The sequence below is a fragment of the Ectobacillus ponti genome (genome assembly GCF_024294785.1).
Taxonomy (GTDB): Bacteria; Bacillota; Bacilli; order Bacillales; family Bacillaceae_G; genus Ectobacillus; species Ectobacillus ponti.
The window spans coordinates 34511-58966 of record NZ_JANCLT010000013.1; the positions used below are offsets into that span (position 1 = coordinate 34511).

Here is a 24456-nt window from a genome sequence, read left to right on the forward strand (position 1 = left end):
TATCTAGGAGTTGATAGCAATGTTGCATTGGAGGTCTTCAAGTGCCTATGCACAAGGAGCAGGCCATAAGGAAGCGGGCACCCCTTGTCAGGACCGTGCCGTTCATTTTGCGGCAAACGGTGTGCAAACCATCGTTTTGGCGGATGGTGCCGGTTCCTATGACTTCTCTCATTTTGGGGCCGAAACCGTCGTGACTGGTGTTGCGCAATATCTGTGCGAGGAGTTCAACCTTTTGCAGATATTGGAGCCGGAAGAGCTTGCCGGGCAGCTTCACAGGTATATTCATAGTCATCTGAACATGCTTGTCTTCGAGCATGATAGAGATAAGGAAGAGTTCTCTTCTACTTTATTATTTGTGGCGGTCAAGGGAGAACAGTATATAGCAGGGCATGTCGGTGATGGCATAATTGTCAAATGCCAGGGCATGGATGCGGAGGTGCTGTCAGCTCCGGAGAATGGAAGATATGAAAACGAGACATTCTTCGTAAGCATGAAGGAGCTGGGGGCGCATTTCCGCATCTACCACGGTGAAATTACACCTGATACAGCCTTTATCATCATGTCTGACGGTTCATCTGTATCCTTCTATAATCCCTCACAAGGGCTTGATATCGAAAATCTGAGCGTTATCGCAGACCACTTCCGGACAGCAGGAGAGGATACCTTTGCGGCGGATTTGGGAGAGCTGTTGACGGTGCTTGTCGATAATACGCATGATGATTGCTCCATTGCTGTATTGGCAGCTGCGGAGCAACAGCCAATCTCAATTGCGCCTTCCGATTTGATGCTGGCAGCACTGGAGAAGGCAAAGGAGAAGGAATCCCAAATGGCAGCTGTTCCGGCGGCGGATAAGACCATTGAGGAGCTATTTGCGCCGCGCCACTATGATGACGATGAGGAAGAGGAAAAGGCAGAAGATTTTCTTCTTGATTACGAAGAGGAAATCGACTTTGAGGATGAGACTGATTTCAGTGAAGATGCCGAGGACGAACCGGCTTCTGAAGCAGCTGCAGAGGATGCATCGGCTGATACAGAAAATCCTGTAGAGGATGCCTTGGAGGATTATAACGAAATTGATTTTGAAGAGTATGAGGAAGAGGACGGGGACGCTGTCGCTGAAGCGGAGGACGAACCGGCTGCTGACATGGAATGCGATGAGGAAGCACACTTGCATTCGGAGGAAGAAATGACAGTGCCAGAGGAACGGGATTCAGAAGGTGTTCCGTTGGAGCAGCCTGCTGAAGAAGCCATAAAGGCTGAGGCAGTAGAGGATGTTCCTCTGGAGGAAGCTGTAGAGGAACCATCTGCTGTGTGTGAGGAGCCGAAAGATACGAAGGCTGCTGAACGGACGGAGGAACAGGCACAAAGCAGTTCAGCATGAAAGCTTTGTCCTCATATTTTGCCGGCATAGGAGCTGTTTCTTTTTACTGATGTCACTGCAGTATACAAAGAAACAGTTCTTTCTTGCTGTTGGCTGCATAGTCAAGGATTGGTTACAGGGGGGAATTGCCATATGAAGCTTTGCCAAGCATGCGGGCGGGAAATGCCGGCCGCAACAAATTCTTGTGCCCATTGCGGGCACTCTCATTCCGCTCTTCGGGAAAGACCGGCAGGAAAACTGAACAATCGGAAGAGCGAAGGCGTAGACTATACGAGGGAGAAAGCGAGTCTTCCGCCTAAAGAGAAAGGAACACCAAGCCTCCAGCATACGGAGAAGGAAAAAAAGAGCTTCCCGCGGGAGACGAAGGGACAAGCTCAGCAGCGTGAGGAAGAAGAGAAAGAGAAGACGAAGCAAGGAAGGGCAAACGGGCCTAAGCAGGTGCGGCCGGGACAGACAAAGGCAGGCGGAAGCAAGCAGCCAAAGCCCGCGAACGCAGGAAAAACGCAGGCAGTTTCCGCACAAGTGACTCCCAGCAGGGCACAAGTACGGAAAAAGCCCATCCGGCGGAGACTTGGCGTCCTCTTGTTGGTGGTTTTGGCTGGTGCCGGCATCGGCGGATATTATTATGCAAAGGATGAGCCTGTCTCTTCTCAAGGAAACGCCCGGCAAACAGCCGCGGAGCAACACGCCAGCCCGACAGGCGAAACGGCCGCAAGCAGTACAGGCGTAACGGTGGAACAGATGCAGCGCTATATGGACAAATATCTGCAAGCCGGGTTGCTTGCTTACAACAACCGTGATATGGGGCCGGTGAAGCAATATATTGAGCCGAACAGCAAGCTGATGAAGGATACTGTTGATTATCTTGTAGTTCTGAATAAAAGAGGGATTTATGAGGAATTGTTAAACTGTGAGGTTATGCATGTGGAAGATCTTGGCGGCCAAGTATACAATGTCACTGTCTCCTCCCAATACAATATCTCCTTTAACCATGGCGAGACACGCCGTTTCCAAAGCTACAGAGTGGTGTACCAGGTTGTGAAGAAGGGCGATTCCTTTGTAACAAGAGCCATTCTGAAGGAAGATATGATAGAAAAGCGCGAGCTGTAAGGCGCTGTATATACAGCGGAGCAAAGAAAAGCAAACAGCCATCGTCCGGGGACGATGGCTGCCGAGCATTATTTGCTTGTAATAATCTTGTCGATCAAACCGTACTCCAGCGCCTTCTCAGCAGTCATGAAGTTGTCGCGCTCTGTGTCGCGTTCAATGATTTCGAGCGGCTGGCCTGTGCGCTCGGACAGGATGCGGTTCAGCTTGTCGCGCAGGAACAGGATGCGCTTTGCAGCGATCTCAATCTCTGTCGCCTGGCCTTGTGCGCCGCCGAGCGGCTGGTGGATCATGACTTCGCTGTTAGGCAACGCGAAGCGTTTGCCTTTCGCGCCTGCTGTCAGCAGGAAGGCTCCCATGGAAGCCGCCATACCGATGCAGATTGTGGATACGTCAGCTTTGATGAACTGCATCGTATCGTAAATCGCCATGCCGGATGTGATGGATCCGCCAGGGCTGTTGATGTACAGGTGGATGTCCTTCTCAGGGTCCTGTGCTTCCAGGAACAGCAGCTGTGCCACAATGGAGTTTGCCACATGGTCGTCAATCGCGCTGCCCAGGATGATGATGCGGTCTTTTAGTAAGCGGGAGTAGATATCATATGCACGCTCGCCGCGGTTTGTTTGCTCAATGACTGTAGGGATTAAATTCATCGAGAATTCCTCCTTTGTAAGTGGTACTCTAATGATACATTTTTGGTCAAGAAAGGTCAAATGAAAGTGCTTGTGAGTATGTACTTCTGATCAAAAAGTAATGCTTGCTTTATGTAATTCGCTGCGTTATGTAGATTCCCTTCTCCATTCTTGCCGAGTTTCGGGAATTTCAAACGACAGCAAAGGTCAAAATAAAAGAAGCCGCCTGCAAGCAGGCGGCTTCGTGCGTATTGCGGCGAAGAACCGGGTGGCCACATCCACGCGTTGCCCCAAGAGGCGTGTCCTTCGACTTATGCAATTCAGCTCATCGCTATTTAAAGATAACATAAAGGGAGAGATTATACAAGGGTTTTATGGCAAGGGAATATCTGCCGGTAGGTGATGCTGCACAAGAAATAGTCCCTCCTTCACAGACAGCTCTTGTACTGTTTCCTGGTACGTGTAATTTTTCTTGCGCAGGGACTTGCAAAAAACGTGCGGGCACGATATAATAACACATGTATCATTCATATGCGCTCGTAGCTCAGTCGGATAGAGCGGTGGTTTCCGGTACCACGTCTTGCGGGGGTTCGAGTCCCTCCGAGCGCGTCCTGAAAAGCCCCTTGCCTTCATAAAGGCAAGGGGCTTTTGTTGTCTTCAAGTATAATTTCCGGATTGCTTTCATGAGGAAGCCCTTGGATGATCCAAGGGCTTCTTATAGGGACTGCATCAGTTGCTCTCCTGCGCTTTCTCCCTTTGCCTCAAATAAACAATCAGCCAGCCGTGTTTGATAGCAGACCCGGCAGATGTTCAGGGAATTCTGTCATGTAAGCTGACTTATAGGTGCAGCTTCCTTGTGCAGGAATGCCGCCAGGAAAAAGATGAAGGTTGTCAGGATATTGGCATACAGGTACCGCACATCTTGGGCAGGCAAAGCAACTGCAACAGCCGCTGTGTTCAAAAAAAGCGGCAGTGCCGCCAGCACAACCCGGAGGTTTCCGCGCACCACGGCAATAAAGAGTGCCAGGATTGTGATGGAAGTATACAAGGCTGGCCGCCATATGATGCTGGATGTGCCAGTATTCAGCCGGACCCAAACCTGCCGGAGCTTCTCATGCAGCGGTGTGCTCAACGGCGTAGCTTTTAAATGGTAATGCGCCGCCATGGACTTATGTGTGATGGCAGCAGGCGTGGTATACATTTGCGAATCCGGATAGGGAGTAATCTTATATACAAGAGAAGCCTGTTTCAGGTAGCTTGTTGCGGCGATGGCCGGGTTTTGCAGACAAAGCGCCAGCCAGGTCCGGAAATACTCCTGTTTGTGTGCGTACAGGAATGTTCGGTTGTAGCGCGGATCGAATTTAATTGGATTTACTGAGTATGGATTGTATTTCTGGCGCCATACCTCAAGCGGGAGCACCTGGTTTATAAACTCCTTCTGTGATGCCGACACTGTTCCGCCCTGCTGGAGCACCGCTGCCACCTGCTGGGCCGGAACGCCCCATGCTTCATTGGCATCAGCCGGAACGACATGAAGGGCCTGATAGACAGGGCCGGTAACAATAACACGCAGAGCAATCAGAATCGCCACAGCCGCATACATCCGGACCAGACGAAGCCGGTATACGAGCGCCAAAACAACGGTCATGCCGATCAGCACCGGGAAGCCATTATGGCGGAAGAACATGATGCCGGCCCCGGAGAGCAGAAAGCAAAGGAAGTGTCCGGGATGCTTGAGCCAATCTCCTTTGGAAAAGATGATATGCAGGAGCTGGATTGTAAACCAAAACAGCATGGTGCTGTACATAATATCCTTCCAAAGCGTGATGCCAAAGAAGCCTTGAACCGGATTGGCCCAAAGAATCAGAAGCGACAGGATAATCAGCCACAATGGCGCCCCCCAGCGCTCAAAGGAGTATGCCCCGTAGCCGAACACAAGTGACATAATGAGAATCTGGGTTATCGCCACTATGGCCGGTGAATTCCATACAAATGTCAGGGCTGCCATGAACCAGGTATGGACGGCTGGATGACTATCATCGAACATGCCGCTTTGAATCTGCCCCCATTGAATTAAGGAGTCGTAGCTCATAATGGCCGGGTAAAAGGCTGCCAAATATACAGCACCGACAATCATGCCCGGAATGGCGTAGAGCAGAATTCTTCCCGCAGGGGCACCTGACCGCACGCCCGGTGCAACCCGCGTAATCATGCTGACGAGACAAAGGCATATGGTTATGCATGCGGCGAACATACTGGTGTATACAAACAGACGGACGAGCACATGATTGTCCGCCAGATACGGCTGCGGTCCTCTCAAGCTCCAAACGAGATAGAGGGAAAACAGGATGTAGAATAGGGCGGCCCCAAGCTTATGGCTTGCTGTGAAATGGCGGTACGGCTGCAGGGCAAAGCCGGTAACCACGAGATGAAACAGGGGAGTCCATATGGCATAATTCAGCAGGAAGACCGGCAACGGCAGGGTGCGGATCGGATGGAAATACGATAGAAAGCCTGTGCCGATCGTAAGTGCAAGCAGCAGGGCAACGGCCCCGTTTTTATATACGGCTTCTTTGCCCATCCTGTTCACCAGCCATTCTTTTAATGTCATGCAGGGTATGCCGGAAATCACAAACGGTCCCGGCAGTTCCTTTCTCATTGTAGCGGGGTATGAAGACGATATTCATATGTTTCCTCCTTGTGCAGTGAGTCAGCTTCCTTGGGTAGAAAGAGAACACGCTTTACCATACCATACATAGACATAGTTTGGCGAACTCATACATAGCGGTCCTGAAACGAGTGTGTTTTTTTTTGCAGGGCTTCTATATAAATGGATGTCTTTCCCCTGTGCCTGCGTTTCAAGCGCCCGTTATCCTGATGAGCCAAAACCGGCGCAAAGTAAGCGGCCCCGCTTATTTCAGGGGATTGAAAATAAGGTTCAGAATCCCGCGTGTTTCTGCTTGACTTTGTCGTATTCCCCCCGCCTCTGTCATACATATGAAATACATGACAATGGATGATTTTGCGCTGTCTACAATTGGCGCAACATGTTGTACAATAGGGACAAGGGGGAGATGGAAGTGAAAGCAAGTTTGGTACAGGAGCAAACACTGCGGCTGGCAATGACGCAGGAGCTTCGGCAAGCAATTACAATGCTGCAATACAATGCACAGGAATTGACCGAGTTTTTGTACGAGCAGTCGCTCGCGAATCCCCTGATTGAACTGCGGAGCTTCGATCGGGAAAAGCGGGGGGGAGCGTATGGCCGGAGCGGGACAGCGGGGATGGAGATTTATAAGAGCCGCCCGGTCACGCTGCAGGATCATATCCTGGATCAGCTGCAATATCAGCGGCTGGATGAACAGGAAAAAAGGGCCGTTGTGTTTTTGGCGCGGAATATAGATGAAAATGGATACTTACAGGAATCAGATGAGGAATTGGCAGGTATGCTCGGGGGCACAACGGACTTTGCCGGGCATTGCCGGAAGCTGCTGCAGGGGCTGGAGCCGGCCGGCATCGGCGCACGCAATTTGCAGGAATGTCTGATTTTGCAGTTAAAGCGCTTACATAATTCGTTGGCGCAGCAGATTATTGAGGAGCACTTTGACAGCTTTGCGAAGAAGGATTGGAAGCAGCTGCTGCAGCACTATAAGTGCAGCATGGAAGAGCTCCAGCAGGCCGTGGATGTCATCACCTCACTGCAGCCGAGGCCGGGGCAGGCATTCGCGAGCGATGAGCCGATGTATGTAACGCCGGATTTGCTGGTGGCAAAGGAGCGCGGCGAGTTTATAGTTTCATTGAATGAGAAGTATATGCCGAAAATTCAGATGCACGCAGAATACAGCGCCATGCTCGGCAGCGGTGAGCGGGAGGTTGCTTCCTACCTGTCGGAGAAATATCAGCAGGTGCAATGGATTCAGCGCAGCCTGGAGCAGCGCCGCCGCACATTGCTGCGGGTGATGGAGGTCATCCTGGAGCGGCAACAGGACTTCTTCCATCAAGGGCCGATGTTCGTGAAGCCGCTGGCGCTCAAGGAGGTGGCTGAGGAACTGGAGCTGCATGAGTCCACCATCAGCCGGGCGACGCGGAACAAGTATGTGCAGACGCCGCACGGCATGTTTGAAATGAAGTACTTCTTCAGCCAGTCGCTGGCCTCCGGTGATGAAGAGGGCGTGGCGACGAAGCGGGTGAAGGAGCTGATCAAGCAGCTCGTGGAAGGGGAGAGCAAGAAAAAGCCGCTCTCAGACCAGAAAATTGCGGACCTGCTTGGGCAAACGTATAATATTGCTGTGTCGAGACGGACGGTGACAAAATATCGGGAGCAGCTGCATATCCCCTCCTCCTCTCTCAGAAAAACGATTGGATAGGTGCTGATGATGAAGGTAGTGATGTATTCCAAGGAAAACTGCTGCTTGTGCGACAATGCGAAGGCAGTTCTGCATGAGCTACAGCAGGAATTTTCTTTTACAATTGAAGAAATTGATATCTATAAGGACGATGCCCTGCTGGAGAAGTATCAGATTATGATTCCTGTGGTGGAAATGGACGGCGAAGAGGTACAATTTGGCATCATTCAAAAAGATGTCATAAGAAAGCGCTTAACAAAAGTTTTCGCTGTTGAATAAATAAAACTGTCCTGTTACAATAATAAACGTAGCAGGACTTCTTTTTTTAGCCCTTAGCGGGACACATTTTGTCACCACGGGACATATAATGACCAAGAGGGCAATGAACGATGATAGTGAGGCGAAAATAATGCGTTCATGGATTAATTACGCACAGAAATTGTTGCCCGATCTGCTACCTGTTATGCAAACCCGCTGGCACATCCTGCAATACATACGGCTTACTCAGCCCATTGGACGCCGAAACCTGGCAGCGAGTCTTGGCATGACAGAACGGGTGCTGCGCAGTGAGGTCCAGCTCTTGAAGGAGCAGAACCTGATTGATGTTGCGCCCGCGGGGATGACTCTCACGGAGGACGGTTTGACTCTCATTATCGAAATGGAAGAATTTATGAGGGAAATTTCCGGCTTGAAGGTTTTAGAACAAAAGCTTAAGGAAACATTAAATCTGGAAGATGTGTTTATCGTCTCCGGCGACAGCGATGAGTCACCATGGGTGAAGCACGAGATGGGGCGGGCCTGCGTGTCCTGCATAAGAGACCGTCTCGCGGCCAATACTATCGTTGCTGTAACGGGCGGCACAACCATTGCGGCTGTAGCAGATATGATGCAGCTAGATTGCAAGAACCTGCATATTACCTTCGTGCCGGCAAGAGGCGGCATCGGAGAGAATGTGGAGAATGAAGCAAACACCATTTGTGCCAAGATGGCAAACCACACAAACAGCGATTACCGTCTGTTGTATGTGCCGGATCAGGTGAGCAGCGAGGTGCGCGATTCCATTGTCACAGAGCCGTCCGTAAAGACGGTGCTGGAAATGATCCGCTCCGCCAATCTTGTCATTCACGGGATTGGGGATGCGCTTACGATGGCACAAAGACGAAACACACCTGAGACATCCTGGAACACCATTGTCGAAGGGCATGCAGTCGGAGAAGCCTTCGGGTATTATTTCGATGAGCATGGCCATGTTGTGCACAAGGTGCTGACAGTCGGCATGCAGCTGGAAGACCTGCAGAAGATTCCACATGTGATCGCGGTGGCCGGCGGCTCTTCCAAAGCGAAAGCCATTCAAGCGGTCATCAAGCAGGGACATACTTCACTGCTGGTAACGGATGAAGGTGCGGCAAGAGAGTTACTTAAGGGCATCCGCTCTTAACACTATATATTTAACCCCATATTGAGGAGGACATTTCCATGGCAACTAAAGTTGGTATTAATGGTTTTGGCCGTATTGGCCGTAATGTATTCCGTGCAGCTCTGAACAACCCAAATGTACAGATCGTAGCAATCAACGATCTGACAGATGCAGCAACTCTGGCTCACCTGCTGAAGTATGACACTGTACACGGCACGCTGAACGCAGAAGTATCTGTAAACGGCGACAGCATCGTGGTGAACGGCCAAGAAATCAAAATCCTTGCTGAGCGCGACCCTGCTCAATTGGCTTGGAGCGACTACGGCACAGAAGTAGTAGTAGAATCTACTGGCCGTTTCACAAACAAAGCTGATGCTGAGAAGCATATTGGCGGTTCCGTGAAGAAGGTTGTTATCTCCGCTCCGGCAACGAACGAAGATATCACAATCGTTATGGGTGTTAACGAAGACAAGTACGATGCGGCTAACCACCATGTACTGTCCAACGCATCTTGCACAACAAACTGCTTGGCTCCATTCGCGAAGGTTCTGCATGAAGAGTTCGGTATCCGCCGCGGTATGATGACAACAGTTCACTCTTACACAAATGACCAGCAAATCCTTGACCTGCCGCACAAAGACCTTCGTCGTGCGCGTGCAGCAGCAGAAAACATGATCCCATCTTCCACAGGTGCAGCAAAGGCAATCGGCCTTGTTCTGCCTGAGCTGAAGGGCAAGCTGAACGGCGGCGCAGTTCGCGTTCCAACTCCAAACGTATCTCTTGTTGACCTTGTTGCTGAGCTTGACAAGGAAGTAACAAAAGAAGAAGTAAACGCAGCTCTGCAAGCAGCAGCTGAAGGTCCATTGAAGGGCATCCTGGTATACAGCGAAGAGCCGCTTGTATCCAGCGACTACAATGGTTCCACTCAATCTTCCACAATCGATGCATTGTCTACAATGGTAATCGAAGGAAACATGGTGAAGGTACTGTCTTGGTACGACAACGAGACTGGCTACTCCAACCGTGTAGTTGACCTGGTAGAGTACATCGCTGCTAAAGGTCTATAATTTTACAGGCAACCAGTAAGGGGAGAGGGAATGTTCCCTCTCTCTCTTACGTTCATAAGCAAATTATGGTAAGCTGATGAATGGGTTTGATGAATCCATTTCAAACGGAGGGAATCCAGATGAACAAGAAATCAATCCGCGATGTAGATGTAAAAGGCAAGCGCGTATTTTGCCGCGTAGACTTCAACGTGCCAATGAAGGACGGCGTGATCACTGACGAAACTCGTATCGTTGCCGCTCTTCCTACAATTCAATATTTGATTGAAAATGGCGCGAAGGTGATTCTTGCCAGCCACCTTGGCCGTCCAAAAGGACAAGCTGTGGAGGAAATGCGTTTGACTCCTGTTGCAAAGCGTCTTGGCGAGCTTCTCGGCAAAGATGTGAAGAAAACAGACGAGGCGTACGGCCCGGCTGTTGAAGCAGAAGTGAACAGCCTGCAGGAAGGCGATGTTCTTCTTCTTGAGAACGTGCGCTTCTATGCAGGGGAAGAGAAGAATGATGCAGAGCTGGCGAAGGAATTCGCAAAGCTGGCTGACCTGTTTGTCAACGATGCATTCGGTGCGGCTCACCGCGCACATGCATCCACTGCAGGCATTGCTGATTACATTCCGGCTGTTTCCGGCTTCCTGATGGAAAAAGAGCTTGAAGTACTTGGCAAGGCACTGTCCAACCCTGACCGTCCGTTCACTGCGATTATCGGCGGCGCGAAGGTAAAGGACAAAATCGGCGTCATCCGCCACCTGCTTGATAAAGTGGACAACCTGATCATCGGCGGCGGCCTGGCTTACACATTCGTGAAGGCACAAGGCCACGAAGTCGGCAAGTCTCTGCTGGAAGCAGACAAGATTGACCTGGCTAACGAATTCATGGCGCTGGCGAAAGAAAAAGGTGTAAACTTCTACATGCCGGTTGATGTTGTTGTGGCAGATGATTTCTCCGAAACAGCAAACAAGAAGGTTGTATCCATTGAAGAAATTCCAAGCGATTGGGAAGCACTGGATATCGGACCGAAGACACGCGAGATCTACGCTGACGTGATCCGCAACTCCAAGCTGGTTGTTTGGAACGGACCAATGGGCGTATTTGAACTGAACGCATTCGCAGAAGGAACAAAGGCAGTGGCACAAGCGCTTGCTGATTCTCCTGATACATACTCTGTGATCGGCGGCGGCGACTCTGCGGCAGCGGTTGAGAAATTTGGCCTTGCTGACAAGATGAGCCACATCTCCACAGGCGGCGGCGCTTCCTTGGAGTTCATGGAAGGCAAAGAGCTTCCAGGCGTAACGAGACTAAACGATAAGTAAGAAAAGCGGAGGAGGCTCGTTCGGCTCACCGAAGGGAGGTTCCTGACCCTAAAAGGCGCTTTTTGCCTTTTATGGGGCAGGGTTCTTCCTGGCAGTGAGCCAGCCTCCGCAGCTGGACAGTAAAAAAGCCGGCGACGGCAGTTCATTTCGTGCAGAGAATGGGTTGCCGGAGCCTGTAAACCAGGAAGACTGTCGGCTTCCGAAGCCTTTGCAGCTGCAGGAGCGGTTCACTCCTGCAACAGGCGGAGATGTACAAAGGCCCATTTTGCGCATAGAATGGGCAATTGCAATGCGATTACCACCCGGGAAGGTCTGTCGGCTTTCTCAAACCACAGTTTGATATCGCTTTGTGCAGATAGTGATATCAAAACAAATGCACGCACAAGGAGCGGTTCACTCCTTAGGCAAGAAACATATGCAAATCAGGACGCTTTGTGCAGAGAGCGGACTGATTTGCGCACATAGGCAAAGGACGGTGTACCCATGCGTAAACCTATTATCGCAGGAAACTGGAAAATGCATAAAACCCTATCAGAAGCAGTCAGCTTCGTGGAAGAAGTAAAGGGACAAATCCCTGCAGCTTCTGCAGTTGACTCTGTTGTTTGCTCCCCGGCCCTATTCTTGGAGCGCCTTGTGGCAGCGACAGCAGGCACTGACCTGAAGGTCGGCGCACAAAACATGCACTTCGCAAGCAGCGGTGCGTTCACCGGCGAAATCAGCCCGGTTGCGTTGGCTGACTTGAAGGTAAGCTATGTGGTACTGGGCCACTCTGAGCGCCGCGAAATGTTCGCGGAAACAGATGAGACAGTCAACCAAAAGACACTTGCGGCATTTGCGAACGGCTTAACGCCAATCGTGTGCTGCGGCGAAACGCTGGAAGAGCGTGAAGCTGGCAAGACATTTGATCTTGTGGCGGACCAGGTTGGCAAAGCGCTGGCTGGTCTGACAGAAGAGCAAGTGAAGCAAACAGTGATTGCTTACGAGCCAATCTGGGCAATCGGCACCGGCAAATCTTCTTCCGCACAGGATGCGAACGAAGTATGTGCGCATATCCGCAAAACGGTGGCTAACATCTTCTCCGCAGATGCAGCAGAAGCAGTGCGTATCCAATACGGCGGCAGCGTAAAGCCGGAAAACATCGCAGAATACATGGCGCAGCCTGACATCGACGGCGCATTGGTCGGCGGTGCAAGCCTGGAGCCGAAGTCCTTCTTGGGTCTTCTGGAGGCTGTGAAGTAATGGCAAAGAAACCAACAGCGTTAATCATCCTAGACGGCTTTGCGTTACGTGAGGAAACCTACGGCAACGCGATCGCGCAGGCAAAGAAGCCGAACTTCGACCGCTACTGGGCGCAGTATCCGCATACGACGCTGACAGCAAGCGGTGAAGCAGTCGGTTTGCCTGAGGGGCAAATGGGCAACTCTGAGGTTGGCCACTTGAACATCGGCGCCGGCCGCATCGTGTACCAAAGCTTGACGCGTGTGAACGTGGCCATCCGCGAAGGTGAGTTTGACCGCAATGAAACGTTCGTCAAGGCAATTGAAAGCGCAAAAGAAAAAGGCACTGCGCTGCATCTGTTCGGCCTTCTGTCCGACGGCGGCGTACACAGCCATATTGAGCATATGTTTGCCCTGCTTCGCCTGGCAGCAAAGGAAGGCCTGAAGGACGTGTATGTGCACGCATTCCTCGATGGCCGCGATGTCGGCCCGCAAACGGCGAAAGGCTACATCGAATCTGCCTACAAGGTGATGCAGGAAACAGGAACAGGCCAGTTCGCCACCATTTCCGGCCGCTACTATTCCATGGACCGCGACAAGCGCTGGGACCGTGTGGAGAAGTGCTACCGCGCAATGGTATACGGCGAAGGCCCGGCCTATAAGGATGCGTACGAGTGCGTGGAGGATTCCTATGCAAACGGAATCTACGACGAGTTCGTATTGCCATCCGTCATGACAAAGGAAGACGGCACGCCGGTTGCAACCATCAATGACGACGATGCCATCATCTTCTTCAACTTCCGTCCGGACCGCGCGATTCAGATTTCCCGCGTCTTCACAAACGAAGACTTCCGTGAATTTGACCGCGGCAGCAAGGTTCCGCGCGTTCCTGAGTTCGTCTGCATGACGCAATTCAGCGAAACAGTGGGCGGCTATGTGGCATTCAAGCCGACAAACTTGGATAACACATTGGGCGAAGTAATTTCACAAGCAGGATTAACTCAGCTGCGGATTGCCGAAACTGAGAAATATCCGCACGTTACCTTCTTCTTCAGCGGCGGCCGCGAAGCGCAGTTCCCTGGCGAAGAGCGTATCCTCATCAACTCGCCGAAGGTTGCAACGTACGACCTGAAGCCGGAGATGAGCATCTACGAGGTAACAGAAGCACTTGTCAATGAAATCAACGCAGACAAGCACGACGCAATCATCCTGAACTTCGCCAACTGCGACATGGTCGGCCACTCCGGTAAACTGGAGCCGACGATTCAAGCGGTGGAAGCGACTGATGAGTGCCTGGGCAAGGTTGTAGAAGCGATTCTGGCGAAAGGCGGCACGGCAATTATTACGGCTGACCATGGCAACGCCGATGAGGAGCTGACACCGGAGGGCCAACCGATGACAGCACATACAACGAACCCGGTACCATGTATCGTAACGAAGGAAGGCGTGGCGCTTCGTGAAGGCGGCATTCTGGGCGATCTCGCTCCGACGATGCTGACCCTGCTCGGCTTACAGCAGCCAAAAGAAATGACAGGAAAAACTTTAATCACTGAATAAAAGGAGAGACTCACATGCCAATCATTACTGATGTTTATGCACGCGAAGTCCTGGACTCCCGCGGCAACCCAACAGTTGAAGTAGAAGTGTACACTGAATCCGGCGCATTCGGCCGTGCCATCGTGCCAAGCGGCGCGTCCACCGGCGAATACGAAGCAGTAGAGCTGCGCGACGGCGACAAGTCCCGTTACCTGGGCAAAGGCGTTCTGAAGGCAGTTGACAACGTAAACGAAATCATCGCTCCTGAGCTGATCGGCCTGGATGTAACAGACCAAATCGGCATCGACCGTCTGATGATCGACCTCGACGGCACAGAAAACAAAGGCAAGCTGGGTGCGAACGCAATCCTTGGCGTATCCATGGCAGTAGCTCACGCTGCAGCTGACTATGTTGGCCTTCCACTGTACCGTTACCTTGGTGGATTCAACTCCAAGCAGCTGCCAACTCCAATGATGAACATCATCAACGGCGGTTCCCACGCTGACAACAACGTGGACTTCCAGGAGTTCATGATCTTGCCTGTAGGCGCGCCTACATTCCGTGAAGCAATCCGCATGGGTGCGGAAGTATTCCACGCGCTGAAGTCCGTTCTTCACGGCAAAGGCTTGAACACAGCAGTAGGCGACGAAGGCGGCTTCGCGCCAAACCTTGGTTCCAACCGTGAAGCTCTGGAAGTGATCATCGAAGCAATCCGCAAAGCCGGCTATGAGCCAGGCCAGGATATCTTCCTTGGTATGGATGTTGCTTCCTCTGAGTTCTTCAACAAAGAAACAAAGAAATATGACCTGGCTGGCGAAGGCCGCACTGGCTTGTCTTCCGCGGACATGGTTGATTTCTACGAAGAGCTTGTTAACGAGTTCCCAATCATCTCTATCGAAGATGGTCTGGACGAGAACGACTGGGAAGGCCACAAGCTGCTGACTGAGCGCATCGGCGGCCGCGTACAGCTCGTTGGCGACGACCTGTTCGTAACAAACACGAAGAAGCTTGCTGAAGGCATCGAGCGCGGCATCGCGAACTCCATCCTGATCAAGGTAAACCAAATCGGTACATTGACTGAAACATTTGAAGCAATCGAAATGGCGAAGCGCGCTGGCTACACAGCTGTTGTTTCCCACCGTTCCGGCGAAACAGAAGATGCGACAATCGCTGACATCGCCGTTGCGACAAATGCAGGCCAAATCAAGACAGGTTCCATGAGCCGTACAGACCGTATCGCCAAGTACAACCAGCTGCTTCGCATCGAAGACGAGCTGGGCGAGCTGGCAGTATATGACGGCCTGAAGTCCTTCTACAACCTGAAGAAGTAATTTCGCCATACGGATGGCATCTCTCAACACTTTATAATGACGCAGACAAGACCGCGAGTGCAGACGCGGTCTTGTTTTTTGTGTCGAAAAAGTAGGTATTATGTAACATTTTTTCCGCCCACGGTTCTTCCTTTTGTTATAATGAAGTAAGCTTTGCCGATTTGAGACACACTAGTCACATACAGATATTTTAACATTAGGGAGAAGCTATATATGACAAAAAAGAAAATTGCCTGGGTTACAGACAGTACTGCAACCCTGTCTAAGGACTATATAGACAAATACAACATTCACGTTGTACCGATGGAAATTATTTTTGGCGATCAGTCGTACAGGGAAGACATTGATATTACTGCGGAAGATTTCTATAAGAAGCTATCCGAATCCAAGGTGCTGCCGAAAACCTCGCAGCCGGCTTTGGGCAGCTTTGTGAACCTGTATGAACAGCTGAAGGAAGAATATGAATACGCAATCGCCATCCATGCCTCCAGTGCACTGACGGGCACGTACCAATCCTCTGTGAGCGCTTCCCAAATGGCAGAGTTTCACAGTGTCGAGGTGATTGACTCCAAGATTGGTTCCTACCCGCTGGGCAAAATGATTCAGCAGGGCGTCGAAATGGAAGAGCAGGGCAAGTCCTATGAGGAGATTGTGGCGTATCTGCGCACGCTGCCTGATAAAGCACAGCTGTTAATGGCTCCGGGCAGTCTTGAGCAGCTGCATAAGGGCGGGCGGCTGTCTTCGGCACAGGCGATTATCGGCAACCTCATTCAGCTGAAGCTCATCATTAAGTTCGACAACGGCAAGGTCATCATGCATGACCGCATCCGTACGGAGAAAAAAGTGAAGCTCCGCTTGTTTGAGATGTTTGCGGAGGTGGCGCCGCAGCTGAAGGAAGCCAGCGTCATTCACGCAAATGAAGCGGAGAAAGCACTGCAGTGGAAGGCAGAGCTGGAGCAGCTGTATCCGCATATTTCCTTTACAACCACGATGTTCAGCCCGGTTCCGGGGGTGCATACTGGACAAGGGACGATGGGGTTGAGCTGGATTACAGAGTAAGACGGGTGAAGGGCACCCGTCTTTTTTTAGTGCTGAAACGGTACGCTTCTTCCTGCAACAAAAAAGCGGGGGCCTGGAACAAACTCTTCAAAAAATGAAACCATTCGCCCCGGTTTGCAGCCGCCGGGAAGGATGCCGGGTGAAAATCTGACGTTTCTTCACACTCTTGCCGCACTTCCTCCATGATTTCGTCATAGTTCTGCCGTGCACAAGGACACGGCAGGGCTATAATAAAGGTGTAGCAAGGAGATACAGACAATTGCTCAGTATTTCACAAATTGTAGAGGGGGAACAACACTATGTTCGTTGAATTTCTTCGCCATAACAAGTATGCATCTGCAATCTTAACTTTCTTACGTTTATATGTTGGTTATGAATGGCTCACAGCGGGATATGGCAAGCTGACAGCCGGCTTTGAAGCTGGCGGCTTCCTGAAGGGCGCCGCGGCAAAAGCTGTTGGCGATCATCCGGCTGTGCAGGCATGGTGGGCGGACTTCCTGAACAGCTTTGCCATTCCAAACGTGCACCTGTTCGAGGCTCTCATTCCTTGGGGCGAAACGCTCGTTGGCCTTGGCTTATTGCTCGGCTGCCTCACTAAATCCGCTGCCTTCTTCGGAATGATGATGAACTTCGCGTTCATGCTCAGCGGCACTACCAGCACAAACCCGCAGCTCGTGCTGCTGTCCATCTTCATCATCATTGCCGGCCACAACGCTGGCAGAATCGGTGTGGACGGTCTGCTGCACAAGTACGGCAAGGGCTTGAAATTCCCACACCTGCCTAAGCGGCATGCACCGCAGCACTGAATGAAACCATTCCCACGGGGCTGACAAGCTGGTCAGCCCTTTTTGCTGTCATGATTTTGCGATTATTTCTCCATGATTCTGCCATACCTGCAGAGAGAGTCTCCCAAGGTGCGCCATATAATGAGCAATGTAAGAAGAAACACCAAGGGGGGCATCTTATGTTTATCAAATTTCTTCGTACAAATCAGTATGCGGCGGCTGTCTTAACGATTTTGCGCTTATATGTCGGGTACGAATGGCTCACCGCCGGTTATGAGAAGCTGACGGGCGGCTTTGATGCCGGCGGCTTTTTGAAGGGAGCCGTTGCAAAAGCGGCAGGCGATCATCCGGCTGTGCAAGCCTGGTGGGCACATTTTCTCGAAGGCTTTGCCATTCCGAATGTGGACCTGTTCAACTTCCTTGTGCCTTGGGGGGAAACGCTTGTCGGTCTTGGGCTGCTGCTTGGCTGCTTCACGAGAACCGCCGCCTTCTTCGCCATGCTGATGAACTTCGCGTTCATGTTCAGCGGAACAACGAGCACAAATCCGCAGCTTGTGCTGCTGTCTATCTTTATCATTCTTGCAGGCCATAACGCTGGAAAAATCGGTGTCGACGGCTTGCTGCACAAATACGGCAAGGGCTTGAAACGGACGAAGCAGACAGGACAGCAATAGCATCAGGGGGGACTGGTCATAAAGGCCGGTCCCTTTACATTCCCTTCCGCTTCCTCTTGTGGCAGTCCTGCCTTTATGTTACAGTTAGGATAAGCTTTAGTGTGTATTTAGGAGGTTTCGGCAAGTGAGTACTTTTCTATCCGTTTTACTAATTATCGTTTCCGTTGTATTGATTGTGCTTGTTCTGCTGCAATCCAGCAAGAGCGCAGGCTTGTCCGGCGCGATCTCCGGCGGTGCGGAGCAGCTGTTCGGCAAGCAGAAGGCGCGCGGCTTTGAAGCGGTTTTGAATAACCTGACGATCGTATTTGCCGTTCTGTTCTTCATCCTGGCTGTTCTGGTTGCTTACGTAAAGCTGTAACATGCAGAAAGATTCAACACTCTGTTGAGTCTTTTTTGTTTTCCTGCAAAAGCTAATCAGTGATACACTAGGCTATGTACCAAAAAGGAAAGAGGAAGAGACATGAAGCTAGCATCTCCACAACCATTTACATTCACCGGCGGCGACCGGGCAGTCCTGCTGCTGCACGGCTTTACCGGTAACTCCGCCGATGTGCGCATGCTGGGCCGTTTTTTAGAGAAAAAGGGCTATACATGCCATGCGCCGATTTATAAAGGCCACGGTGTGCCGCCGGAGCAGCTCGTCCATACAGGACCGGAGGACTGGTGGCAGGACGTGATGGATGCCTACAACCATCTGCGTGATATGGGTCATGAAAAAATTGCTGCGGTCGGCCTGTCGCTTGGCGGCGTATTTTCCTTGAAGCTCGCCTATACGCAGCCGATTCTCGGCGTTGTGCCGATGTGCGCCCCGATGTATATCAAGAGCGAAGAAATCATGTATCAAGGAGTTTTGGCCTACGCCAGAGAATATAAGAAGAGAGAGCGCAAATCGCCGGAGCAAATTGAAGAAGAAATGTTCGCCTTCAAGCAGGCGCCGATGAACACGCTGCGGGCGCTGCAGAGCCTGATCCGCGATGTGCGCAACAACATTGACATGATTTATGCGCCGACGTTTGTCGTACAGGCGCGCCACGATGAGATGATCAACACGGACAGCGCCAACATCATCTATAACGGTGTGGAATCCAATGTGAAGCAAATCAAGTGGTATGAGGAATCCTCCCATGTCATTACGCTTGACAAGCAACGCGATGAACTGCATGAGGATATATACAGCTTCTTAGAGCAACTAGATTGGTAAGTCTAGTTGCGTCTTTTTTTGAATTATACATATTGCGAAAACAGGAAACACTATACCATATGATTGTCTATAAAAGGAGGGAATTCATTGGAAGCCCATATTCAAGAACATATAAACCGGCTTCTCGCTTTCATGCGGGAGGAAGCATATAAGCCGTTGACCGTGCAGGAGCTTGAGGAAGCATTCGGCATTAAGGAAGCGGTGGATTTCAAGGATTTTGTCAAAGCGCTCGTCCTGATGGAGGAGCAAGGCTCGGTGGTCCGCACACGCACAAACCGCTACGGCCTGCCGGAAAAGATGAATCTTATCCGCGGCAAGGTGACCGGCCATTCCCGCGGCTTTGCGTTCGTGGTGCCGGAGGATAAGCAGTCTGTCATCGGCGAGGACATCTTTATTCCGCCAAACGAGCTGAATGGAGCCATGCATGGTGACATCGTGCTGGTGCGCGTCAGCGCAGAATCCAGCGGCACGCGCAAGGAAGGCACCGTGATCCGGATTGTGGAACGCGGCACGAAGGAGATTGTCGGGACATACACAGAATCCCGCAATTTCGGCTTTGTCATCCCGGATGACAAGCGCATCATCGGCGATGTCTTTATCCCGAAAACAGCCACCATGGGAGCGGTTGAGGGGCATAAGGTTGTAGTGAAAATTATTGCTTACCCGCAGGACCGGATGAGTGCTGAGGGCGAGGTCGTACAAATCCTCGGCCATAAAAACGACCCGGGCGTGGACATTCTCTCTGTCATCCATAAGCACCATCTGCCGCAGGCGTTTCCACAGGAAGCCTTGGATCATGCGAACAGTGTGCCCGATACGATTGATGAGCGTGACCTTAACGGACGCCGCGATTTGCGTGATCAGGTCATTGTCACCATTGACGGTGCGGACGCAAAGGACCTGGATGATGCGGTAACGGTAACGAAGCTGCCAAACGGCAACTACCGCCTAGGTGTCCATATTGCGGATGTCAGCCACTATGTGACGGAGGATTCCGCGATTGATAAGGAAGCGGCGGAGCGCGGGACAAGTATCTATCTCGTAGACCGTGTGATTCCGATGATTCCGCACCGCCTGTCCAACGGCATTTGCTCCCTGAATCCGAAGGTGGACCGCCTGACGCTGTCCTGCGATATGGAGATCAACAGCAAGGGCGAAGTGGTGAAGCATGAGATTTTCCAGAGCGTCATCAAGACGACTGAGCGGATGACATACTACGATGTGAACCGCATTCTTGAGGACGAGGATGAGGAGCTGCTTGGGCGCTATGAGCCGCTCATTCCGATGTTCCGCGACATGAGAGACCTGGCAGCCATCCTGCGCAAGAAGCGGATGGAGCGCGGCGCCATCGACTTTGATTTTAAGGAAGCAAAGGTGCTTGTCGACGAAGAGGGCCATCCAAAGGATGTTGTGCTGCGTGAGCGTTCCACAGCGGAAAAGCTGATTGAGGAATTCATGCTGGCGGCAAACGAAACAGTGGCGGAGCACTTCCATTGGATGAATGTGCCATTCATGTATCGTGTCCACGAGGATCCGAAGGAAGACAAGCTGGAGCGCTTCTTCGAGTTCATCACCAACTTCGGCTACACGGTAAAAGGAAAGGCGAACGACATCCATCCGCGTGCCCTCCAGCAAATTCTGGAGATGGTGCAGGGGCAGCCGGAGGAAATGGTCATTTCGACTGTCATGCTCCGCTCCATGAAGCAGGCACGCTATGATGCGGAAAGCCTGGGCCACTTCGGCTTGTCAACCGAGTACTACACGCACTTTACATCGCCGATCCGCCGGTATCCGGACTTAATCGTGCACCGCCTCATCCGCACGTACTTGATTCATGGTGACATCAGTGCGGAAACACAGGCGATCTGGCGCGAGAAGGTATCGGCCATTGCGGAGCACTCCTCCAACATGGAGCGCCGCGCGGTCGAGGCGGAACGCGAAGTCGATGAGATGAAGAAGGCCGAATTCATGGTGGACAAAATCGGCGAAGAGTTCGAGGGCATCATTTCTTCCGTTACGAACTTCGGCATGTTCGTCGAGCTGCCAAACACCATTGAAGGCATGATCCACGTCTCGAATCTGACGGACGACTATTACCGCTATGACGAGCGCAGCTATGCCATGATCGGCGAGCGCACCGGCACCGTGTTCCGCATCGGGGATCAGATTACGATCCGCGTGGTGAACGTGAACAAGGACGAGCGCGCGATTGACTTTGAAGTCGTCGGCATGAAGACCAACCGCCGTCCGGAGCGGAAGGACCGTCCAACGGTCATTGCTGAACCGAGCCGGAGCGGGCGCAAGCGCCGGGAAGGTGAGAGAAGTGAGCGTGGCGGCGGACGCGGAGAGAGCCGCCGGGGCGGAGGAGAAGGCCGCCGCAGCAGCAGCGGCGGAAGCAGCAGTGCTCCTGCTGGCGGGCGCAAGAAGAAAAGCTTCTTCGAGAATGCGCCGGCAGCGAAGCGGAAAAAGAAGAAACGCCGTTAACTGAAAGGGGGGCTGACTTATGTCAGCCCCTTTGCTGTTGAAAAAGGTTGCAATCAACTATGCCAACTCTAGCTTTCGCAGTATCCATCAAATCTGAAAGAATAACCCTCAAATCCGCAAAATTAACCATCAAATCTAAAGAAATAACCCTCAAATCCGAAAGAATATCCGACAAAAGAAAGGCTGGCTGTTCTAAGCAGCTTATTTTTGCAGCTTCACATGCTCCCGCTTTTCCTCATTCACAACCAGTTGGAATACATCCGGACGCCCATAGTGGCCGACAGCATCAAAATCAAACTGGCTGGCTACGATATCCCTCAGGTCTAAATCAGCATATAAAATCTCTTCCTTGCCGAAAACAGGCCCTGCGATATAGTCCCCCAACGGACCGACAATGGCGCTGCCGCCCGGGCACATTTCATCAGACGAAGCCGCCAAATCGTCATAGCAGGCCAAATCATCCGGGTACATATCCTTTGTCACATACTGGTTGCAGGAGAGGACGAAGCAGCGTCCCTCCGCGGCGATATGCCGGATAGTGGACTGCCAGAGCTCACGGGAATCGGCCGTCGGGGCGATGTAGAGTTGGACACCCTTTGCATACATGGCGGCCCGGGCGAGCGGCATATAATTTTCCCAACAAATCAACGCGCCAATTTTCCCGTATGGTGTTTCAAACACCGACAGCGTGCTGCCGTCGCCTTCACCCCAAATGAGGCGCTCTGAGCCGGTCGGCTTCAGCTTGCGGTGCTTGCCGAGCAGCGACCCGTCCGGCCCGAAGAACAGAACCGAGCAGTACAATGTGCCGCCACTCGTATCCATATCGCGCTCAATCACGCCAATCACCATATACACACCGGCCTTGCGGGCTGCCTCGCCGAGCCGTTCGGTTGTGGCGCTCGGCACGGGCACCGAGTTCTCCCAATAGCGCAGCCAATCCTTCCGCCCCTCCGGCGAACGGCTGCCGACCAATGCCCCGAAGCTGAGGCCGCGCGGGTATGCCGGAATAAAAGCCTCCGGAAACACCACAATCTTCGCTCCCTGTTCCCCTGCCTGCAGCGTCAGGGACACCGCTTTTTCTGTGCTTGCTTCCCGGTCCATAATCACGGAAGCGGCCTGTACAACAGCTACCTTTGTCATCGTAGTTCCCCCTAGATTTGCTTTTCAAACAACAGATTACGATCATTATACCGTGTGATGAGCTTCAGCAGCAGCACATTTCCGACAAGCAGCACAAGACCAATCGCAAACAGCAGCATTGGGCTCAACAGCAGCATGCCTGTTGCCTGTCCGATCACTAACGCGATAACCGGCAGAACGATTGTTGCGCCCATTTGCTGGGCTGCTTGAAAGCTCTGCACCCGGGCGGAAATCAACACGTTGAGCAGCACGCTGAACAAGGAAAGAATCGGCGAGAGCCAGAACACCAGCAGCAGCCAGTTTGCGTTCATCGCGAGCAGCTCTGGAAACATGCCGATGGTCAGCCCGTTCACCACGAGGCAAAACAAGACGAAGCTGATGAAGGACAGCACTATAGCCGGCAACAGCGCGGACAGCACCTTGCCGACAAACAGCTCGGTCATGGTGATGGGCGCAAACAGCAGGCTTTCCAGTGTCCGCCGCTCCTTCTCGCCGACGAAGCTGTTCGCCGCCGTCATCATGGAATTGAGGCACGGAATGAGCAGAAACAGAGAGCCGAGCATGTAGTTCACCAATACATAAATCATTTGCTTGCTGCCGGACCAGCTCCGCATATCCTGCGCCATGTCGGCCGGCAAGGCCTGCAGCACAGCCTGGATCATATCCTTCATATCCTTTGTGTCTGTCGGCGCCAGCTTGGCCGCCAGAATGATTCCACCTGGCATCAGCACACAGAGGATGAGCGGCAGCACCACCATGCCGCCCCAAATTTGATTGTTGGTCGTAATGGCGCGCATATCCTTTTGGGCGATGGCCCAGATGACCGACTTATTCATGCGACTTCCCCCTAATCCGGAAATAGAGCGACTCCAGATCCCGCTCCTCAATCTCCGCCCCGTGCACCCATGTTTCCTGGGTCAGCTGCTGCAGGAGCGGTGTAATTGCTTCCTTGCCGGGCAGATAGAAGCGGACCGTCGCAGCATCCAGCCGTTCCAGACAATATCCGGCATATGTATCCTGTGCCGCCAGCCCGGTCTCGACCCGCAGCTTCACCGCTGTGGTGTACCGCTCCTCGAGCTCCACCTTCGTGCCGGATTCCAGAATGCGGCCTTGCTCCAAGAACAGATACGAGTCACAGACCGGCTCCAGCTGATGCAGAATGTGCGAGCAAAGCAGGATGGTTGTGCCCTCCGTCTTCAGCTTTCTAATGTAGCTCAGCACAAGCTGAATGCCTTCGGGATCCAAGCCGTTTGTCGGCTCATCCAAGAACAGGAGAGACGGCTGATGCAGCAGCGCCTTAATCATCCCGAGCCGGCGCTTCATCCCGGTGCTGTAGGTGCCGGCCTTTTTATGCTGATGCTCACCCAGCTGAAATTCCTCCAGCAGCTGCTGAATCCGTGTTTCATCATAGGCCCGGTACAGCTTGGCGAAAAAACGGAGATTCTCCAGCCCCGTCATCTCAAAATACAACCCGGCGCCTTCCGTCAGCACGCCGCTGTGCGCCCGAATCTCATCCCCGTGCCGGATCGGATCCCAATCCCCGACGAGCATGCTGCCGCCATCAGGCCGGATCACCCCGTTCAGCAGCCGTACAATCGTTGTTTTGCCTGAACCATTCGGGCCGAGCAGGCCGACTGTGCTGCCGGCAGGCACAGAAAAGCTGACATCCTCCAGCACAGCCTGTGTGCCGAATTGCTTCTTCAATCCCTTCGCTTCAATAAACATATAACACCCCCTTTTTCCAGTATACAAGTTTTTCCATGAAGGCGGCAGGG

Annotated in this window: 21 protein-coding genes and 1 tRNA gene; 17 read left to right on the forward strand and 5 right to left on the reverse strand. The window is 52.3% G+C overall.

Annotation, left to right across the window (positions count from 1 at the left end; genetic code table 11):
* The first annotated feature begins 19 nt into the window (after positions 1 to 19).
* Positions 20 to 1381: a PP2C family serine/threonine-protein phosphatase gene (locus tag NK662_RS19110; protein WP_254760555.1), complete on the forward strand. Its 1362-nt coding sequence runs from the start codon at positions 20 to 22 to the stop codon at positions 1379 to 1381.
* A 132-nt stretch (positions 1382 to 1513) separates the two neighbouring features.
* Positions 1514 to 2491, forward strand: coding sequence for a TcaA NTF2-like domain-containing protein (locus NK662_RS19115; protein ID WP_254760556.1), 978 nt, complete (start codon positions 1514 to 1516; stop codon positions 2489 to 2491).
* Between the two features lie 68 nt (positions 2492 to 2559).
* Here NK662_RS19115 and clpP read toward each other — a convergent pair whose 3' ends face one another.
* Positions 2560 to 3141: an ATP-dependent Clp endopeptidase proteolytic subunit ClpP gene (gene clpP / locus NK662_RS19120; protein ID WP_254760557.1), complete on the reverse strand. Its 582-nt coding sequence runs from the start codon at positions 3139 to 3141 to the stop codon at positions 2560 to 2562.
* Positions 3142 to 3653: 512 nt separating this feature from the next.
* Here clpP and NK662_RS19125 point away from each other — a divergent pair.
* Positions 3654 to 3729: transfer RNA gene (locus tag NK662_RS19125), tRNA-Arg, on the forward strand.
* A gap of 214 nt (positions 3730 to 3943) precedes the next feature.
* Here the strand turns inward: NK662_RS19125 and NK662_RS19130 are convergent.
* Entirely contained in the window at positions 3944 to 5731 is a 1788-nt protein-coding gene (locus NK662_RS19130; protein WP_254760558.1) for a DUF6020 family protein, read from the reverse strand.
* Positions 5732 to 6200: 469 nt separating this feature from the next.
* On the opposite strand from NK662_RS19130, the gene rpoN reads away from it, so the two are divergent.
* From rpoN to rnr, 14 genes are all read left to right on the forward strand, one after another.
* A complete protein-coding gene (gene rpoN, locus NK662_RS19135; RefSeq protein ID WP_254760559.1) occupies positions 6201 to 7487 on the forward strand; it encodes an RNA polymerase factor sigma-54 in 1287 nt (428 codons plus the stop codon).
* A gap of 9 nt (positions 7488 to 7496) precedes the next feature.
* Positions 7497 to 7745, forward strand: coding sequence for a glutaredoxin family protein (locus NK662_RS19140; protein WP_254760621.1), 249 nt, complete (start codon positions 7497 to 7499; stop codon positions 7743 to 7745).
* A 130-nt stretch (positions 7746 to 7875) separates the two neighbouring features.
* Positions 7876 to 8904: a sugar-binding transcriptional regulator gene (locus tag NK662_RS19145; protein WP_254760560.1), complete on the forward strand. Its 1029-nt coding sequence runs from the start codon at positions 7876 to 7878 to the stop codon at positions 8902 to 8904.
* 38 nt (positions 8905 to 8942) lie between these two features.
* The gene (gap, locus tag NK662_RS19150) at positions 8943 to 9950 is read left to right on the forward strand and encodes a type I glyceraldehyde-3-phosphate dehydrogenase (RefSeq protein ID WP_254760561.1); all 1008 of its coding nucleotides are present in this window, start codon (positions 8943 to 8945) and stop codon (positions 9948 to 9950) included.
* A gap of 119 nt (positions 9951 to 10069) precedes the next feature.
* Positions 10070 to 11254 (forward strand): phosphoglycerate kinase, encoded by a 1185-nt coding sequence (locus NK662_RS19155; RefSeq protein WP_254760562.1) that lies wholly within the window; start codon positions 10070 to 10072, stop codon positions 11252 to 11254.
* A gap of 483 nt (positions 11255 to 11737) precedes the next feature.
* A complete protein-coding gene (gene tpiA, locus NK662_RS19160) occupies positions 11738 to 12493 on the forward strand; it encodes a triose-phosphate isomerase (protein ID WP_254760563.1) in 756 nt (251 codons plus the stop codon).
* The gene (gene gpmI, locus NK662_RS19165) at positions 12493 to 14028 is read left to right on the forward strand and encodes a 2,3-bisphosphoglycerate-independent phosphoglycerate mutase (protein ID WP_254760564.1); all 1536 of its coding nucleotides are present in this window, start codon (positions 12493 to 12495) and stop codon (positions 14026 to 14028) included. Before tpiA ends, gpmI begins: the two co-directional genes overlap by 1 nt.
* Positions 14029 to 14042: 14 nt before the next feature.
* Positions 14043 to 15338, forward strand: coding sequence for a phosphopyruvate hydratase (gene eno, locus NK662_RS19170; RefSeq protein ID WP_254760565.1), 1296 nt, complete (start codon positions 14043 to 14045; stop codon positions 15336 to 15338).
* Positions 15339 to 15551: 213 nt separating this feature from the next.
* Positions 15552 to 16397 (forward strand): DegV family protein, encoded by an 846-nt coding sequence (locus tag NK662_RS19175; protein ID WP_254760566.1) that lies wholly within the window; start codon positions 15552 to 15554, stop codon positions 16395 to 16397.
* Between the two features lie 299 nt (positions 16398 to 16696).
* Complete coding sequence (locus NK662_RS19180) at positions 16697 to 17203, forward strand: DoxX family membrane protein (protein ID WP_254760567.1); 507 nt, start codon at positions 16697 to 16699, stop codon at positions 17201 to 17203.
* A 158-nt stretch (positions 17204 to 17361) separates the two neighbouring features.
* Entirely contained in the window at positions 17362 to 17856 is a 495-nt protein-coding gene (locus tag NK662_RS19185) for a DoxX family membrane protein (protein ID WP_254760569.1), read from the forward strand.
* A gap of 124 nt (positions 17857 to 17980) precedes the next feature.
* On the forward strand, positions 17981 to 18214 hold the full coding sequence (secG, locus tag NK662_RS19190; RefSeq protein WP_254760570.1) for a preprotein translocase subunit SecG: 234 nt from the start codon (positions 17981 to 17983) through the stop codon (positions 18212 to 18214).
* A gap of 102 nt (positions 18215 to 18316) precedes the next feature.
* On the forward strand, positions 18317 to 19057 hold the full coding sequence (locus NK662_RS19195) for an alpha/beta hydrolase (RefSeq protein WP_254760571.1): 741 nt from the start codon (positions 18317 to 18319) through the stop codon (positions 19055 to 19057).
* Between the two features lie 87 nt (positions 19058 to 19144).
* Positions 19145 to 21541, forward strand: coding sequence for a ribonuclease R (rnr, locus tag NK662_RS19200; protein ID WP_254760572.1), 2397 nt, complete (start codon positions 19145 to 19147; stop codon positions 21539 to 21541).
* Between the two features lie 201 nt (positions 21542 to 21742).
* On the opposite strand, the gene NK662_RS19205 is transcribed toward rnr, so the two are convergent.
* Genes NK662_RS19205 through NK662_RS19215 form a run of 3 tightly spaced genes read right to left on the reverse strand, consistent with a single transcriptional unit; the run spans position 21743 to position 24406 of the window.
* The gene (locus NK662_RS19205) at positions 21743 to 22681 is read right to left on the reverse strand and encodes a carbon-nitrogen hydrolase family protein (RefSeq protein ID WP_254760573.1); all 939 of its coding nucleotides are present in this window, start codon (positions 22679 to 22681) and stop codon (positions 21743 to 21745) included.
* An 11-nt stretch (positions 22682 to 22692) separates the two neighbouring features.
* On the reverse strand, positions 22693 to 23517 hold the full coding sequence (locus NK662_RS19210; RefSeq protein ID WP_254760574.1) for an ABC transporter permease subunit: 825 nt from the start codon (positions 23515 to 23517) through the stop codon (positions 22693 to 22695).
* Entirely contained in the window at positions 23510 to 24406 is an 897-nt protein-coding gene (locus NK662_RS19215) for an ABC transporter ATP-binding protein (RefSeq protein WP_254760575.1), read from the reverse strand. The genes NK662_RS19210 and NK662_RS19215 overlap by 8 nt, the downstream gene beginning before the upstream one ends.
* Positions 24407 to 24456 lie beyond the last annotated feature (50 nt).

Bases quoted from the DNA above. Each gene is read 5' to 3' on its own strand.
- NK662_RS19115 (WP_254760556.1), top strand. From the start codon at position 1,514: ATGAAGCTTTGCCAAGCATGCGGGCGGGAAATGCCGGCCGCAACAAAT.
- NK662_RS19110 (WP_254760555.1), top strand. From the start codon at position 20: ATGTTGCATTGGAGGTCTTCAAGTGCCTATGCACAAGGAGCAGGCCAT.
- gpmI (WP_254760564.1), top strand. From the start codon at position 12,493: ATGGCAAAGAAACCAACAGCGTTAATCATCCTAGACGGCTTTGCGTTA.
- clpP (WP_254760557.1), bottom strand. From the start codon at position 3,141: ATGAATTTAATCCCTACAGTCATTGAGCAAACAAACCGCGGCGAGCGT.
- gap (WP_254760561.1), top strand. From the start codon at position 8,943: ATGGCAACTAAAGTTGGTATTAATGGTTTTGGCCGTATTGGCCGTAAT.
- NK662_RS19210 (WP_254760574.1), bottom strand. From the start codon at position 23,517: ATGAATAAGTCGGTCATCTGGGCCATCGCCCAAAAGGATATGCGCGCC.
- eno (WP_254760565.1), top strand. From the start codon at position 14,043: ATGCCAATCATTACTGATGTTTATGCACGCGAAGTCCTGGACTCCCGC.
- NK662_RS19205 (WP_254760573.1), bottom strand. From the start codon at position 22,681: ATGACAAAGGTAGCTGTTGTACAGGCCGCTTCCGTGATTATGGACCGG.
- NK662_RS19145 (WP_254760560.1), top strand. From the start codon at position 7,876: ATGCGTTCATGGATTAATTACGCACAGAAATTGTTGCCCGATCTGCTA.
- tpiA (WP_254760563.1), top strand. From the start codon at position 11,738: ATGCGTAAACCTATTATCGCAGGAAACTGGAAAATGCATAAAACCCTA.
- NK662_RS19185 (WP_254760569.1), top strand. From the start codon at position 17,362: ATGTTTATCAAATTTCTTCGTACAAATCAGTATGCGGCGGCTGTCTTA.
- NK662_RS19215 (WP_254760575.1), bottom strand. From the start codon at position 24,406: ATGTTTATTGAAGCGAAGGGATTGAAGAAGCAATTCGGCACACAGGCT.
- NK662_RS19180 (WP_254760567.1), top strand. From the start codon at position 16,697: ATGTTCGTTGAATTTCTTCGCCATAACAAGTATGCATCTGCAATCTTA.
- NK662_RS19175 (WP_254760566.1), top strand. From the start codon at position 15,552: ATGACAAAAAAGAAAATTGCCTGGGTTACAGACAGTACTGCAACCCTG.
- NK662_RS19195 (WP_254760571.1), top strand. From the start codon at position 18,317: ATGAAGCTAGCATCTCCACAACCATTTACATTCACCGGCGGCGACCGG.
- NK662_RS19140 (WP_254760621.1), top strand. From the start codon at position 7,497: ATGAAGGTAGTGATGTATTCCAAGGAAAACTGCTGCTTGTGCGACAAT.
- NK662_RS19155 (WP_254760562.1), top strand. From the start codon at position 10,070: ATGAACAAGAAATCAATCCGCGATGTAGATGTAAAAGGCAAGCGCGTA.
- NK662_RS19130 (WP_254760558.1), bottom strand. From the start codon at position 5,731: ATGACATTAAAAGAATGGCTGGTGAACAGGATGGGCAAAGAAGCCGTA.